This window comes from Synechococcus sp. ATX 2A4 (assembly GCF_024346375.1).
In the GTDB taxonomy this organism is placed as follows: domain Bacteria; phylum Cyanobacteriota; class Cyanobacteriia; order PCC-6307; family Cyanobiaceae; genus MW101C3.
Genome location: NZ_JAGQCV010000009.1, coordinates 82,500 through 96,945, shown reverse-complemented (window position 1 = coordinate 96,945; position 14,446 = coordinate 82,500). Strand labels below are relative to the sequence as shown.

General features: G+C 65.2%; 12 protein-coding genes and 1 pseudogene. 8 read left to right on the top strand and 5 right to left on the bottom strand.

What is annotated here, in order from left to right; genetic code table 11:
• The first annotated feature begins 77 nt into the window (after positions 1 to 77).
• From KBY97_RS10150 to KBY97_RS10140, 3 genes and pseudogenes are all read left to right on the top strand, one after another.
• On the top strand, positions 78 to 1,481 hold the full coding sequence (locus tag KBY97_RS10150) for a PP2C family protein-serine/threonine phosphatase (protein ID WP_255146770.1): 1,404 nt from the start codon (positions 78 to 80) through the stop codon (positions 1,479 to 1,481).
• A gap of 52 nt (positions 1,482 to 1,533) precedes the next feature.
• Positions 1,534 to 2,982 (top strand): argininosuccinate lyase, encoded by a 1,449-nt coding sequence (gene argH / locus KBY97_RS10145; protein ID WP_255146768.1) that lies wholly within the window; start codon positions 1,534 to 1,536, stop codon positions 2,980 to 2,982.
• A gap of 115 nt (positions 2,983 to 3,097) precedes the next feature.
• Positions 3,098 to 3,520 (top strand): annotated as a pseudogene (locus KBY97_RS10140) (RNA recognition motif domain-containing protein); the annotation flags it as partial.
• A 146-nt stretch (positions 3,521 to 3,666) separates the two neighbouring features.
• Here KBY97_RS10140 and dusA read toward each other — a convergent pair.
• Entirely contained in the window at positions 3,667 to 4,614 is a 948-nt protein-coding gene (gene dusA / locus KBY97_RS10135; RefSeq protein WP_255146766.1) for a tRNA dihydrouridine(20/20a) synthase DusA, read from the bottom strand.
• A gap of 69 nt (positions 4,615 to 4,683) precedes the next feature.
• On the opposite strand from dusA, the gene KBY97_RS10130 reads away from it, so the two are divergent.
• Positions 4,684 to 5,949, top strand: coding sequence for an NAD(P)/FAD-dependent oxidoreductase (locus KBY97_RS10130; RefSeq protein ID WP_255146764.1), 1,266 nt, complete (start codon positions 4,684 to 4,686; stop codon positions 5,947 to 5,949).
• 275 nt (positions 5,950 to 6,224) lie between these two features.
• On the opposite strand, the gene KBY97_RS10125 is transcribed toward KBY97_RS10130, so the two are convergent.
• From KBY97_RS10125 to KBY97_RS10115, 3 genes are all read right to left on the bottom strand, one after another.
• Positions 6,225 to 7,694, bottom strand: a complete 1,470-nt coding sequence (locus tag KBY97_RS10125; protein WP_255146762.1) for a type II secretion system F family protein — start codon at positions 7,692 to 7,694, stop codon at positions 6,225 to 6,227.
• Between the two features lie 11 nt (positions 7,695 to 7,705).
• The gene (locus KBY97_RS10120) at positions 7,706 to 8,785 is read right to left on the bottom strand and encodes a type IV pilus twitching motility protein PilT (RefSeq protein WP_399217640.1); all 1,080 of its coding nucleotides are present in this window, start codon (positions 8,783 to 8,785) and stop codon (positions 7,706 to 7,708) included.
• Positions 8,786 to 8,856: 71 nt separating this feature from the next.
• On the bottom strand, positions 8,857 to 10,716 hold the full coding sequence (locus tag KBY97_RS10115) for a GspE/PulE family protein (RefSeq protein WP_255146761.1): 1,860 nt from the start codon (positions 10,714 to 10,716) through the stop codon (positions 8,857 to 8,859).
• A gap of 217 nt (positions 10,717 to 10,933) precedes the next feature.
• Between KBY97_RS10115 and grpE the strand changes: the two genes are divergently transcribed.
• From grpE to rsgA, 4 genes are read left to right on the top strand one after another with little or no spacing between them, the layout of a single operon-like run.
• The gene (gene grpE / locus KBY97_RS10110; protein WP_255146759.1) at positions 10,934 to 11,680 is read left to right on the top strand and encodes a nucleotide exchange factor GrpE; all 747 of its coding nucleotides are present in this window, start codon (positions 10,934 to 10,936) and stop codon (positions 11,678 to 11,680) included.
• Positions 11,680 to 12,792, top strand: a complete 1,113-nt coding sequence (gene dnaJ / locus KBY97_RS10105) for a molecular chaperone DnaJ (protein WP_255146757.1) — start codon at positions 11,680 to 11,682, stop codon at positions 12,790 to 12,792. The genes grpE and dnaJ overlap by 1 nt, the downstream gene beginning before the upstream one ends.
• 22 nt (positions 12,793 to 12,814) lie before the next feature.
• Positions 12,815 to 13,078, top strand: coding sequence for a sulfurtransferase TusA family protein (locus tag KBY97_RS10100; RefSeq protein ID WP_255146756.1), 264 nt, complete (start codon positions 12,815 to 12,817; stop codon positions 13,076 to 13,078).
• Between the two features lie 2 nt (positions 13,079 to 13,080).
• A complete protein-coding gene (rsgA, locus tag KBY97_RS10095) occupies positions 13,081 to 14,115 on the top strand; it encodes a ribosome small subunit-dependent GTPase A (protein WP_255146755.1) in 1,035 nt (344 codons plus the stop codon).
• Here rsgA and KBY97_RS10090 read toward each other — a convergent pair.
• Positions 14,090 to 14,425, bottom strand: coding sequence for a YbaB/EbfC family nucleoid-associated protein (locus tag KBY97_RS10090; RefSeq protein WP_255146754.1), 336 nt, complete (start codon positions 14,423 to 14,425; stop codon positions 14,090 to 14,092). The genes rsgA and KBY97_RS10090 overlap by 26 nt on opposite strands.
• Between the last annotated feature and the right edge of the window lie 21 nt (positions 14,426 to 14,446).

The following is a 14,446-nucleotide window of genomic DNA, read 5'->3' as shown; positions in this document are numbered from 1 at the left end:
CCACCCGGTTAGAGGCATCACGTTCACTGAGCGATTAACGCGCACCACTGCTACTCTTCGCTCCCCCGGCCGCTCCCGTGAGCAGTACGCCGCCCCCCCGTGTGCCTCCGCCCCCTCCGCGGGCCCATGGCACCCTGTCGGCTTCCGCCTCGCTGAGGCAACTGCTCGACAGCCTCAGCAGGGAGCAGCGGCGCAACCAGGAGCTGCTGGCGTCCCTGGCCTTTGCCCTGCGCAGCTTCACCAATTTCAACCGCTTTCTGGAGCTGGTGCCCCTGGTCTGCTCCCGGCTGGTGGAGGCGCAGGGCAGCCTGTTGGTGGTGTTTCACGCCGATGGCCGCCTCTGGCGCGAGCAGCTGCATGCCTCGCCACCGGAGCGCTGCCGCCACCTGGTGAGCCATCTGGCCGGGCTCAGTGATCAGGATCTGGCCGCCGGCGCCGGCGACGACGCGGTGGTGGCCCAGCTGGATCTGGAGATGCGCCGCCTGCTGGGCCAGGTGCCGATGTTCGGCACCTCGGTGGTGGCCCGCAACCATCAGCGCGGCAGGCTTTATGTGTTCGGCTCCAGCCAGGGCGATGGGCCCAGCTGGAGCGATGTGCACCGGCGCCATGTGCAGCTGGTGGCTGATCTCACCGGCGTCGCGATCGAAAACGAGGTGCTGCAGGAGGACATGCGCCTGCATGAGCGGCTTGATCGCCAGCTCAGCACCGGCGCCGAGATCCAGTCCCAGCTGTTGCCCGATCAGTGCCCCGTGATTGAAGGGGTGGATCTGGCGGCCCGCTGCCGGCCAGCCTTCCGCGTCGGCGGTGACTACTACGACTTCATTCCCACCCGCCCCGAGCTGGTGGGACGGCGCCGCGAAACCGAGCGCTGGGCGCTGGTGATGGGCGATGTGATGGGCAAGGGGATTCCCGCTGGCCTGCTGATGACGTTGCTCAGGGGCATGCTGCGGGCGGAAGTGCTGAGCGGCCATGCGCCGGATCGGATCCTGCGTGATCTCAACCAGCTGGCGCAGGAAGACCTGGCCCATTCGCACCGGTTCGTGACGCTCTTCTATTCCGACTACGACCCCCGCACCCGCGTGCTGCGCTTTGCCAATGCGGCGCACAACCCGCCGCTGATCTGGCGCCGCCAGGCCCACACGCTCGAACGCCTCGATGCCCCTGGCCTGCTGATCGGCCTGCAGCCCGAGGCCGAATACGGCTGCGAGCGCCTGGTGTTGGAGCCGGGCGACGTGCTGCTGTATTACACCGATGGCGTCACCGAGGCCGCCGGGGTCGGCAATGAGCGCTTCGATGAAACCCGGCTGATGCGAGCCTTTGATCGCTCCTGCCGCTCTGGGCTGGGGGCGCAGGGGATTCTCGATCAGCTGTTCACCCGCCTGGATCGTTTCGTGGGCTCCGATCGCCAGCTTCAGGACGACGCCTCGATGGTGGTGCTGAAGGTGCGCGATGCGGTGATGCTGCCAGCGCTATCCGGCTGAAGCCCCCGGCCGCCGGGTGCAAAGCTTTGCCAGACGACACATCTCGGCGGACATGGCCACAGAGTCTTCCCCTTCAGCGAGCGGCCGAGGGGTGTCCAGCGGCGGCGACGGCAGCTGGAGCGCTCGCTTCGAGGAGGGACTGCATCCGGCGATCGAGCGCTTCAACGCTTCGATCGGCTTTGATATCGCCCTGCTGCCTCAGGACCTGGATGGTTCGGTGGCCCATGCCCGCATGCTCGGCAACTGCGGCGTGATCACCACGGCGGAGGCGAAGCGGTTGATCGAGGGGTTGGAGCTGGTGCGGGCGGAAGCAGCGGCTGGCAGCTTCAATCCCGGCCTGGAGGCAGAGGATGTGCACTTCGCCGTGGAGCACCGGCTGATCGCCCTGATTGGTCCGCTCGGCAAGAAGCTGCACACCGGCCGCAGCCGCAACGATCAGGTGGGCACCGATCTGCGGCTCTGGTTGCGGCAAAAGATCGACGGGCTCGATGGGGCCCTGCTGCGGTTCCAGCACGCGTTGCTGGCCCAGGCGGAGCAGCACGTTGACACGCTCATTCCGGGCTACACCCACCTGCAGCGGGCCCAGCCGCTCTCCCTCGCTCACCATCTGCTCGCCTACGTGGAGATGGCGGCGCGTGACCGGCAACGTCTGGGAGATGTGCGGCGGCGGGTGAACATCTGCCCGCTCGGGGCAGCGGCCCTGGCGGGCACCCCCGTGCCGATCGATCGCCGCCAGACGGCTGCCGAGCTGGGTTTCGAGGCGATCTATGCCAACAGCCTCGATGCCGTCAGTGACCGCGACTTCGCCGTGGAATTCAGTGCGGCGGCCAGCTTGATCCTGGCCCACCTCAGCCGCCTGGCGGAGGAGGTGATTCTCTGGGCCAGTGAGGAATTCGGCTTCGTGGCCCTCACCGACCGATGTGCCACCGGCAGCAGCCTGATGCCCCAGAAGAAGAATCCGGATGTACCGGAACTGGTGCGGGGCAAGGCGGGCCGCGTGTTCGGCCATCTCCAGGCCCTGCTCACGATGATCAAAGGATTGCCCCTGGCCTACAACAAAGACTTTCAGGAAGACAAGGAAGCGCTCTTCGATGTGGTGCGCACCACCGAAGACTGCCTGGAGGCGATGGCGATCCTGCTGGAGGAAGGCATCCGGTTTCGTCCGGAGCGCCTGGAGCAGGCGGTGGCCGCCGATTTCTCCAACGCCACCGATGTGGCCGACTATCTGGTGGCCCGCGATGTTCCCTTCCGCGAGGCTTACCAACTGGTAGGGGGGTTGGTGAAGCGCTGCCTGGCTGAAGGCCTGCTGCTGCGTGAGCTGCCGCTTGAGCGCTGGCAGGCGTTGCATCCCGCCTTTGAGGCGGATGTGTATGCCGCCATCGAACCTCGGCAGGTGGTGCGAGCGCGCCGCAGCGAAGGAGGAACGGGCTTCGATCGGGTGCGTGAACAACTTGCCCTAATGCGCCAGCGGCTGGATCAGATTCCAGCGAAAAACCCCTGAAGCAGAGAATGGCGGGCCTAGGGTTGGAGTGTCAGCTCCGATGGGTTCTTTCCGAGGCCTTCGAGGTTGACGCCATCAAGGCCCCACTTCTCGGTCCAATCGGTTTCTTCGGTCAGTGAGCATTTTCGTCGGCAACCTCCCCTTCCGCGCTGAGCAGGAAGATGTGGCTGAATTGTTTGCGCCTTTCGGCGAAGTCGTGAGTTGTTCCCTCCCCCTTGAGCGGGACACAGGACGTAAACGCGGCTTTGCCTTTGTGGAGATGGCCGATGAGGCCACGGAAAGCAAGGCCATCGACGGCCTGCAGACCGTGGAGCTCATGGGCCGCCCGTTGCGCATCAACAAGGCCGAGCCCCGGGGCAGCGGTGGGCCGCGCCGCAGTGGCGGCTATGCCGGTGGTGGCGGCTACGGAGGGGGTGGAGGCTATGGCGATCGGGGGGGCGGCTCTGGTCGGGGGTCCTCCGATCGCGGCAGCTCAGACCAAGGCGGTTCGGAGCGTGGCAGTTCGGAGCGTGGCAGCCGTGGCTGGGAAGATCGCAGTCGCTTCCAGTAAGCCCACGCGTTCTGCCTTGAGCCCCAGTGCGAGCTAGCAGCGCCTGGAACCGCAAGGCCTGGAACGGCAAGGCCTGAACCGCAGCGCCTGAAAACGTTGCGTCTGAGGTACCGCCTCGCCTGAAACCGGAACCCTCAGAGCCCCTGCTCCTCCAGTTCACGGCAGGCCTGCTCCAGCACCTCGGCTCCGGCAGTGGCCTTGCCGGCGGCTTCCCCAAGGCGCCGGCGCCAGTGCCGTGCTCCCGGAACGCTCTCCACCAGGTGCACCAGGTGCCGCGCGATCGGCCACAACCGGCCGCCGCTGGCGCACCACTGCTCCGCATAGGGAACGAGTCCGCACACCACGCTTGAGGGCGTGGCGATCGGTGTGGCGCTGCTGGCGAACAAGTCAGCGTCGACGCGGTTCCAGCGCAGCGGATGCTCGTAGGCCGCTCGCCCCACCATCACGCCATCGAGGTGCTGGAGGTGGGGCCGGCAGGCCTCAAGATCCTGCAGCCCTCCATTGAGCTCGATCGTCAGGTCAGGCCGTTCCTGCTTGAGCCGGTGCACCCGGTCATAGCGCAGGGGTGGCACCGTGCGGTTCTGCTTCGGGTCGAGCCCCGTGAGCCAGGCTTTCCGGGCATGCACGGAAAAGCGGGCGGCGCCTGCGCCGGCCACCCGCTCCACGAACGCCAGCAGTTCCGCGTAACTGTCGCGCTCATCGATGCCGATCCGGTGCTTCACCGTGACCGGCAAGGGGCTGGCCGCAGCCATCGCCTCCACGCAGCGGGCCACCTGCTCTGGATCCGCCATCAGACACGCCCCGAAGCGGCCCTTCTGCACCTTCTCGCTGGGGCAGCCCACGTTCAGGTTGATCTCGTCGTAGCCCCAGGCGGCGGCCAGGTCGGCGGCCTCCGCCAGCAGCGCAGGGTCATCCCCGCCCACCTGCAGAGCCAGAGGCTTTTCGCTGGGGTCGAAATCCAGCAACCGCTCCCGCCGGCCGTGGTGGAGCGCCTGAGCCACCACCATCTCGGTGTAGAGCAGGCTGCGGCGGGTGATCTGCCGCATCAGCACCCGGAAGTGCCGGTCGGTGCAGTCCATCATCGGCGCCACACTGAACCGGTGCGCGGGCAGTTTCCGCCCCACCTGCAACTCACCCTCTGCCATCTCCCCATGCTGCCTTCTGAGTGCCCCCTGGTGGTGGCCGGTGGTGGCCCGGCCGGCTACATGGCGGCGATCACGGCGGCGGAGGCCGGACTGGCCGGGGTGCTGCTGCTGGAGGCCACCGACCAACCTCTTGGCAAGGTGCTGATCAGCGGCGGCGGCCGCTGCAATGTCACCCATGCCTGCTGGGATCCGCGTGCCCTGGTGGGCCACTACCCCCGCGGGGCGCGGGCATTGCTGGGGCCCTTCAGCCGCTTCGCCACCGGCGACACGCTGCGCTGGTTCGCCGGCCATGGCCTTGAGCTGGTGGAGGAGCCCGACGGCCGGCTGTTTCCGCGCAGCAACCGCTCCAGTTCCGTGGTCAAAACCCTGGAGGCCGCTGCGGCGGCCGCCGGTGTCACCGTCTGGCGCGGGGCCGCACTGCGGGGGGCAGCGGCTTCAGCGGCGGGCGGCTTTGCACTGCAGGTGCGCCACCGCGAGCAACCGCTCGAGTGCCAGCGGTTGCTGCTGGCCACCGGTGGCCACCCCAGCGGGCGGCAGCTGGCCGCCGGGCTTGGCCATCAACTGGTGCCGCCGGTGCCCTCGCTGTTCACCCTCGCGCTGGAGGCCAATCCCCTGACAGCGCTCAGTGGCGTGGTGATGGAGCCGGTGGACCTGGACCTGGAGCTACCGGCAGGGGAACGCTTCCGCCAGAGCGGCATCGTGCTGCTCACCCACTGGGGGCTCAGCGGTCCCGCCACCCTGCGCCTCACCGCCTTCGCGGCCCGTGCCCTCAAAGACCACCGCTATCAGGCCAGCTTGAAGGTGAACTGGTGTGGGGGCCGCTCCGCCGCTGATGTGGAAGCGCTGCTGGCCGCCTGCCGCCAGGAGCAGCCCCGTCGCCAGCTGGCGGCCTGCCGGCCCTGGCCGGAGCTGAGCCGGCGTCTGTGGTTGCATCTGCTCGAGCGGCATGGGGTGGATGGACAGAAGCGCTGGGCCGATTTCGGCAAGGCCGACCAGCGCCGGGTGCTGGAGGGATTGCGGGCCAGCCGGTATGCGGTCCGCGGCCGGGGTCCGTTTGGCGAAGAGTTCGTCACTGCCGGCGGTGTGGCCCTGGGCGAGGTGAACCTGGCCACGATGGAGAGCAGGAAGCAGCCGGGCCTGTTCCTGGCCGGTGAACTGCTGGATATCGATGGGGTCACCGGCGGCTTCAACTTTCAGCACTGCTGGACCTCCGGCTGGCTGGCGGGACAGGCGATCGCTCAGCAGGCAAAACAGCCAGCAGCGGCGAACTGAGCTGAGGTCAGCCAAAGGAACGCTGACATTGATCTGGTTACTGAAAAGGAGCGCTGATCATTCAACGCTCCCGAGAACAGTGTTTATCAAGATAATCGGTGAGCAGCAATGATCGAATCACAACGATAGAGACCAGAGGACTATTTCATCTTGAAGAGATTTGTGCAACAGATTGCCTTTGTGCGAGGCATGTGGTTTTTCACGCAATAGCATGGTTGAAGATGAATCTGATTGAGCCAGGATTTGGCTGAGTCATTGTCTATTAAGGCAAGGACCTATCTGATCTTTTCAAAGACGGAGAACATTGGCAGATACATGGCCAGTAGAATGGAGGCCACAATAATGCCAACGATCACGATCATGATCGGCTCAAGCAAGGAGGTGAGCGCCTTGACCGCCGCCGTAACCTCATCTTCGTAGAAGTCGGCCACCTTCGAGAGCATGGAATCCATCTCCCCTGTTTCTTCGCCCACCACCAGCATGCTTAACATCATTTCGGGAAAAACGCGCTTGCGAGAGAGGGCAACGCTCAGAAGCACGCCGTTCTGAAGTTCGCCCCGGCAATTGTCAATTGCATCAGAGAGAACGCTGTTTCCTACTGTATCTCGCACGATTTCCAGTGCTTGCAAAATCGGAACACCGGCACGGCTGAGAGAGCTGAAGGTGCGGCAGAATTGTGCCGTGGATGTTTTCTGAATCAGATCCCCGAATAGAGGAAGCTTGAGGATGGCGGCATCCACTTGCCGACGTCCGATTGGGGTTTTGTAATACTTGCCGAACAGGATTGCGATAAGAATTATCGCTCCCGTCAGGTAGATGGAAAAGGGAGAACGCAGCAGGGCGCTGAGGTCCACCATCAGTTGAGTGAACGGCGGCAGATCAGCACCAAGCTGCTCAAAGATTCCCGCAAAGGTTGGGATCAGGAAGATGGTCATGCCCAGGAACACAGCCACAGCGATCACCAACACCGCCACTGGATACCCCAAGGCCCCTTTGATCTGGTTCTGAAGCCTGGAGGTCTGCTCAAGCAACATGGATAACCGCTTGAGGGATTCATCGAGCACGCCCCCCACCTCGCCGGCCTCAATCAAGGCGATGCTCAAACGATCGAAGACCTTGGGCCATTTGCGCATCGCACTGCCCATGGTTTCGCCCTGGCTCACCTCCAGGCTGATCGCCTTGAGGGAACGCTTGAAAACCGGATTCTTCTGCTGATTGGCGAGCAGAATCAGGCTGCGCACGATCGGAACTCCGGAATCCACCAAGGCCGCAAGTTTGTTGGCAAACAGTGCTTTATCCCTGACGCCGGGCGATTTTTCAAGCAACGGCCCCAGATTGATTTCCTTGCTCAGCAGGCTGCCACCCTGGGGTTTGTCACCTCCAGACGCTGTAGCACCACCAAGGTCTTGAACAACCTTGGTGGCGGTGATGCCCCGGCGCCTCAGTTCACTGCGGACCCCCGCCATATCGGTTGCGGCCAGTTTCAGGTCCTTGGGCTTGCCATCCCTGCCGCGATAGGTGGCAATGAAACGGTTTGTCGGTGTTGATCGAGCCGTTGCAGGTGCCGCTGATGCCGATGCACGGGAAGTGGAAGAGGAGCCTGAACTGCTGACAGCCTGCAGGTTGGTGGGAAGAATGCCGCGCTTCCTGAGGTCGCGGCGCGCAGTTGCCAAGTCCACGGCACTGACGCGCAACTCCTTGCTCTGCCCTTTGCTGGTGGTGTAGGTGGCGAGAAACGAGGCCATCGGGGAAACGCTTAAGAAAGGGTGCTGAGCAGGCGGTTGAGCTCTTCTGGCTTGGCCGTTTTGGAGAGAGCCTCCTCAGCGCTGACCTCACCGCGAAGGACAAGCGCGCTGAGGGCTTTCTCCATGGTTTGCATGCCCTGCTGAGCACCAGTCTGAATCTGGGAGTAAACCTGAGCCGTTTTCCCCTCCCGAATCAAGTTGGCGATGGCCGGGGTGTTGATCATGATCTCCTGCGCCATCACGCGCCCCCAGGAATGCTGCTCTGGATTGGAACGTTTGCAGAGGGTCTGAGCAAAAATGGCGGCAAGGCTGCCACTGAGCTGCACGCGTACCTGGGTCTGCTGGGAGGAGGGGAACACATCCACCATCCGGTCTACCGTCTGAGCGGCGGAGCTCGTATGGAGCGTGCCAAAGACGAGGTGACCCGTTTCTGCTGCCGTGATCGCCAACTGGATTGTTTCCAGATCGCGCATCTCACCGACCAGAATCACATCAGGGTCTTCCCGCAGTGCGGCACGGAGGGCGTTGCTGAAACTTTTGGTGTCGTCGTTCAGCTGGCGTTGATGCACCAGGCTGCGATTGTTGCGATAGGTGAATTCAATCGGGTCTTCAACGGTGAGTACGTGAACGGCCTTGGTGCGATTGATGTGATCCAGAAGGCTGGCCAAGGTAGTGCTTTTGCCGGAGCCGGTCGGTCCGGTCACCAGCACGAGCCCCGAGGGCCGGTCGGTGATCTTCACCACCACCTCAGGGAGACAGAGGTCTTCCGGTGTGGGAATCTTGCTGCTCAGCGCCCGCAGGCAAGCTGCATAGGTGCCCCGCTGGCTGTAAACATTCACCCGAAAACGCGCCAGACCGCGAAGGGCATAGGAGCAGTCCAACTCCCAGGTTTGCTCCAGATGCTTGCGCTGGGCGTTGTTGAGGATCGAGAAGATCAGTCGGTTGCAGGTTTCCTCGGTGAGCATTTCCTCGTGCATCGGCCGAAGTTCGCCATTGAATCTCCCGTAGGGGCGTTGGCCCGCAGCCAAGTGGAGATCACTGCCTTTGGCTTCCACCAGCTCACGCATGAAATCTTCGATCAGGAGTTCCATGGGCATGGTGGAGTGGGGTGGTTACCGAAACGTTGGGCAATTCTGCACGGCGCAACCGGGCGCTTCAAGGGTCAGATCCTCTCAGTGAGGCAGTAAGGGCATTCCAGCCATTCATCCTTGAGCCCGGCGCCGCAGCCGCTGCAGGTCAAGGTAGTGAGCGCCCGGGCCCGGCGCTCCGATTCAAGCTCCGTGTCCGTGAGCAGCATGCGCTCCACCTCCTCCAGGGTGGTGAGTCCCTCCCGCACCAGGTCCAGGCCATAGCCAAGCAGGGTTTTCATCCCAGACTCAAGAGCCAGCTTGCGGATCACATCCGTGCTCGCCCCCTGAGCCACCGCTGACGCAATCGTTTCGTTGAGCCGCAGCACCTCATAAACGCCGATGCGGCCCTTGTAGCCCCGCCCCTGGCAGACGCTGCAGACATGGGTGGTATCCGGTTCGGGTCGAAAGGCTTTGTAGAAGGTGACCTTGGTGTCGGGGGTCGACAGCAGGCCGAAGTGGCCGAGTTCCTCGGGGCCGGGGTGGTAGCTCACCCGGCACTTCATGCACACCCGCCGCAGCAACCGCTGCGACACGATGCCCAACAGGGAGGCACTGATCAGAAAGGGCTCCACCCCCATTTCATTGAGGCGTGCGATCGCGCTGGAAGCGTCGTTGCAGTGGAGGGTGGTGAGCACCAGGTGTCCGGTGAGCGCCGCTTCAATGGCGGTCTTGGCCGTTTCGCCGTCCCGGGTTTCCCCAACAAGCAGCACGTCCGGGTCCTGCCGCATGAAGGCCCGCAGGGCATTGCTGAAGTCGTAGCCCTTGTCGCGGTTCACCTGGGTCTGGGTGATGCCCTTGAGCATGTACTCAATCGGGTCTTCCACCGTGGAGATGTTGATGCCCGGTACGTTCCGCTCTGAGAGCAGGGAATAGAGGGTGGTGGATTTCCCTGATCCAGTGGGTCCGGTGACCAGGATCATGCCGAAAGGGCGGGAACCCAGCGTGCGCACCAGATTGAGGATCGCTGGTGAGCTGATCAGCTTGTCGAGGCCGAGCTTGGTGGCGGAGCTGTCCAGGAGCCGCATCACCACCTTCTCCCCCCAGCGGCTGGGCAGGGTGCTCACCCGCAGTTCGATGGTGCGGCCTTTGAACACCCGCCGGATGCGGCCGTCCTGAGGCATCCGGCGTTCGGAGATGTCCAGGTCGGCCATGATCTTGAGCCGGGAGGTGATCGCAGGGATCAGGCTTCTCGGCAGCAGTTCCAGTGGTTGCAGCACGCCGTCCTGACGGAAGCGGATCTGCAGACCCTCTTCTTGAGGCTCCACGTGCACATCGCTGGAGTCGGTGTCGATCGCCTTGATCAAAATCCGGTTCACCAGGCTCACCACCGGCGATGCACTGGAGGCGGCGATGCCCTCCTCCAGGTTCATGAAGGCGTCGTCTTCCGGCGGAGCTTCGTCCAGCTGCGGTTCGAGGCTCAGATCCTCCAGCAGGGAGATCCGCTCCACCCGGGCTTCCTGCTGGCTGTCGTCCTGCTCCTCATCGGGGTTGGACAGAGCATCGCTTGATCCTTCATCACCCTGGGCGACGGCTGCTGCCAGCTCTTCGAGCCGTGCCCGGAGCACCACCTCGATTTCGTCCTTGAGACCCAGGCGCAGATCGGGTTCGAGCCCGTCGCCGCTGATCGTCTCCATCAGCTCGCGGCGCTGCTCCAACCCCCAGAACGTGGGCACGGCGGCCACGATTCGGTTGCTGATACGCCGGATCGGCAGGCAGCCGAGGCTGCGCCACTGCTCACTGTTGATTGAAGGGCAGGCCTCAAACGCCTTTGGATCGGCCTGCTCCAACTCCTGTGAACGAAGCACGCGTTCCCCCAGCAACAACTCCACCTCAAGGCGCTGTTGGGTGGGGCTGATGGCATCCGGCACCGGACGGGTGGCCGAAAGGGTCATGGCGGGGCGGGGCTGATGAGGGGGTTACCCGTTGGCGGCCGCGCAGGCACGCGCCCGTGGCACCTTTCTAAGCCAGATCCGGCTGGAGCGCCGCCGGCTCCCTGCAGCCCACAACGGACCGGGAGAACAGCGGCCGCCGAGGTGCGGGCTTCCGCCGCTTGTGGGAGGCGCGCGTCAACCTTCAACATGTAGATGTCAGATCTGCGATCCAGCCGGCATGAGTGGCGAAGCCTCTTCCTTCTCCCAGGATTCTGAGGCCCCTGCGGAGGCTCCTCAGGTGGCCTCCACGGAGGCCTCCGTGGAGGGCCTTGCCAGCGAGGCGAATGAATTGATCACCCAGCTCGAAGCCTCCGCGGCCTCGGCCGAAGCGTCTGTGCAGGCTGGCACCGGTTCCGAGGCCGGCGATCCCCAGCGGCGGGTGCAGGAGCTGGAGGCAGCGCTCAGCAGCCTCAGGGCCGAGCACGAGGGCGTGCGCAGCCAATACATGCGCATCGCCGCCGACTTCGACAATTTCCGCAAGCGCCAGAGCCGCGACCAGGACGACCTGCGCCTGAAGATCACCTGCTCCACGCTCGCCGAGATCCTGCCGGTGGTCGACAACTTCGACCGGGCGCGTCAGCAGCTGGACCCCCAGAACCCGGAAGCTCAGGACGTGCATCGCAGCTATCAGGGGCTCTACAAGCAGCTGGTCGATGTGTTCAAGAATCTGGGCGTGTCGCCGATGCGCGTGGAGGGGGAGCCGTTCGACCCGAACCTGCATGAAGCCGTGCTGCGCGAGCCCAGCGACGAGGTGGTGGAAGATGTGGTGATCGCCGAGCTGCAGCGCGGCTACCAACTGGAGGGACGGGTGATCCGTCATGCTCTCGTCAAGGTGTCGATGGGCCCCGGTCCCGCCGGTGGGTCCAGCGCCGCCAATGCCCCCGACGGGGGCAATGAACCCATGGCCGGCGCGGACCCGAGTTGATGGCCGATTACTACGACCTGCTGGGTGTCAGCCGTGAGGCCGACGCCGACACCCTCAAACGCTCCTACCGCCGCCTGGCGCGGCAATACCACCCGGACATCAACAAGGATCCCGGCGCCGAGGAGCGCTTCAAGGAGATCGGCCGGGCCTATGAGGTGCTGAGCGACCCCCAGACGCGCGCCCGTTACGACCAGTTCGGTGAGGCGGGTGTATCCGGTGCCGGCGGCGGACCCGACATGGCGGACATGGGCGGCTTCGCCGACCTGTTCGAAACCTTCTTCAGCGGCTTTGGTGGGGCCGGCGGTGCCAGCGGCCCGCGCCGGCGCGGGCCGCGCCAGGGCGACGACCTGCGCCTTGATCTCACGATCAGCTTCAACGAGGCCGTGTTCGGGCAGGAACGCGATGTCCAGATCCGCCATCTGGAAACCTGCGCCACCTGCGACGGCAGCGGCGCCAAGCGCGGCAGCGGGCCCACCACCTGCGGCACCTGCGGAGGATCCGGTCAGGTGCGCCGCGCCACCCGCACGCCGTTCGGCAGCTTCACCCAGGTGGCGCCCTGCCCCACCTGTGAAGGCACGGGGCAGGTGATCGCCGACCCCTGCGGCGATTGCGGCGGCCAGGGGGTGCAGCAGGTGCGCAAGAAGCTGCGCATCACCATTCCTGCCGGCGTGGATTCCGGCACCCGTCTGCGGGTGACGGGCGAGGGCAATGCGGGCCAACGGGGTGGCCCAGCCGGCGACCTTTACGTGTATCTGTTTGTGCAGGCCCACGATCACCTGCGCCGCGAAGGCATCCACATCCAATCGGATGTCACGATCAGCTACCTGCAGGCGATCCTCGGCGACAAGATCGAAGTCGACACCGTCGATGGCCCGGAAACTCTGGAGATTCCGGCCGGCACCCAGCCCGGAGCCACGCTCACGCTCACCAACAAAGGGGTGCCGCGGCTGGGCAATCCCGTAGCGCGGGGCAACCATCACGTCTCCGTGAAGGTGCACATTCCTACGAAGCTCTCCAGCCACGAACGGGAGTTGCTCGATCAGCTCGCCGGGCACCATTCCGGCAAGGAACACCCGCACAAGAGCGGCCTGTTCGGCGGTCTGTTCGGGTGACGGCAGCCGCCTCCCCATCCCCATGAAACCCGCTGAAGCCACCACCACTCCTGTGCCGGTCCAGTGCCTCGACCTGCGGGGCACCCCTTGCCCTGTGAATTTCGTGCGCACGCGCCTGGCGCTCGAAAAGCTGCCACCGGGGGCCTGGCTGCAGGTGGATCTCGATGCAGGTGCACCCGAATCGCTGGTGAGTGAGGGCCTCCGGGAGGAGGGTCATGAAGTGCTGGGCATCGAGCCCACCGACGGCGCCGGGGCGCGTTTGCTGATCTGCCGCGCCGGGGCCTGAGCGTGGAGCAGGAGCCGGTCACCGGCCGGGTCGTGGCTCTGCAAGCCAACTTCTGCAGGGTGCGGCTCGATCGGGATGGGCCTGGCCAGCAGCTCGAACTGCTGTGTGTGCGACGCACCCGGCTGGGCAAGAGCGGCCAGCAGGTTCATGTCGGGGATCAGGTCAGCCTCGATGGCATCGACTGGACCGCTGGCCGCGCTGCGGTGAGCCGCCTGTTTCCGCGCAGCAGCCGGCTGCTGCGGCCCGCTGTGGCCAACTGCACCCGGTTGCTGGTGGTGGTGGCGCTGGCACAGCCGGAGCCGGATCCCGTCCAGATCACCCGCTTCCTGCTGGCGGCCGAGGCCACCGACCTGCAGGTGGAGTTGGTGCTCAGCAAGATCGATCTGGTGCCCCGCCCCGGCCTGGAGGCCTGGCTGGTGCGCCTGAAGGGCTGGGGGTATGACCCGATCGGCCTGAGTGTGGCCACTGGCGAGGGGCTGGAGGCGTTGCGCCAGCGGCTGGCCGAACCGGGCATCACCGTGCTGTGTGGCCCTTCTGGGGTGGGCAAGAGCAGCCTGCTGAACGCCCTGATTCCCGCGCTTCAGCTGCGGGTGGCCGCGGTGTCGGGGCGGTTGCAGCGTGGCCGCCATACGACGCGCCATGTGGAGTTGTTCGCCCTGGGGCCCGAGGCCCTGCTTGCCGATACGCCGGGGTTCAACCGGCCCGATCTACCGCTGGATCCCAGCCGGCTGGCCGCCCTGTTTCCTGAGATGCGCCAGGCGCTGCGATCGGGTGCGTGCCGCTACCGCAACTGCCTGCACCGCGGCGACCCCGGTTGCTGCGTCGGCACCGACTGGGACCGCTACCCCCACTACCTGCAGGGGCTGGAAGAGTTGCTGGCGACTGGCGGCTCAGGGGCAGGGCGGCGCTTGCCGGAGCAGGAGGTTCAGGCGGAGCGCCCCGAGGTCCGTCTCGATCGCCGCCAGCGCCAGCCTTCCCGGCGCCGGCTGCGTCAGAGCGAGCAGGAAGGCCTCAGCCCCCCATCCCCGACAGATTGAGCCCGCCGGTGAGCTCTTCCATCCGCTCCTTCATGGTGGCGGTGGATTTTTCGTAGGCGGCTCTGAGGGCTTCGAAGGTGGCGGTTTCGGTGGCTTCGGCGCCGGAGGCCACCAGCTCAGGGGCCAGCCTGACCCGCAGCGGCTGCTGGTTGCCCGAGAGCCAGACGCTGGCGCGGCCGTCCTCGCTGGTGCCTTCCAGCTCCATGGCATCCAGTTCGTCCTGCAGCTTCTGGGCGTCCTGCTGGATCTGCTGCGCCTTGCGGAACGCTTCGGTGAGCTGGCCGAAGTTGGGAAGACCGAAGCCTGCCATGGGAGAGATGTCGTTTGGCCT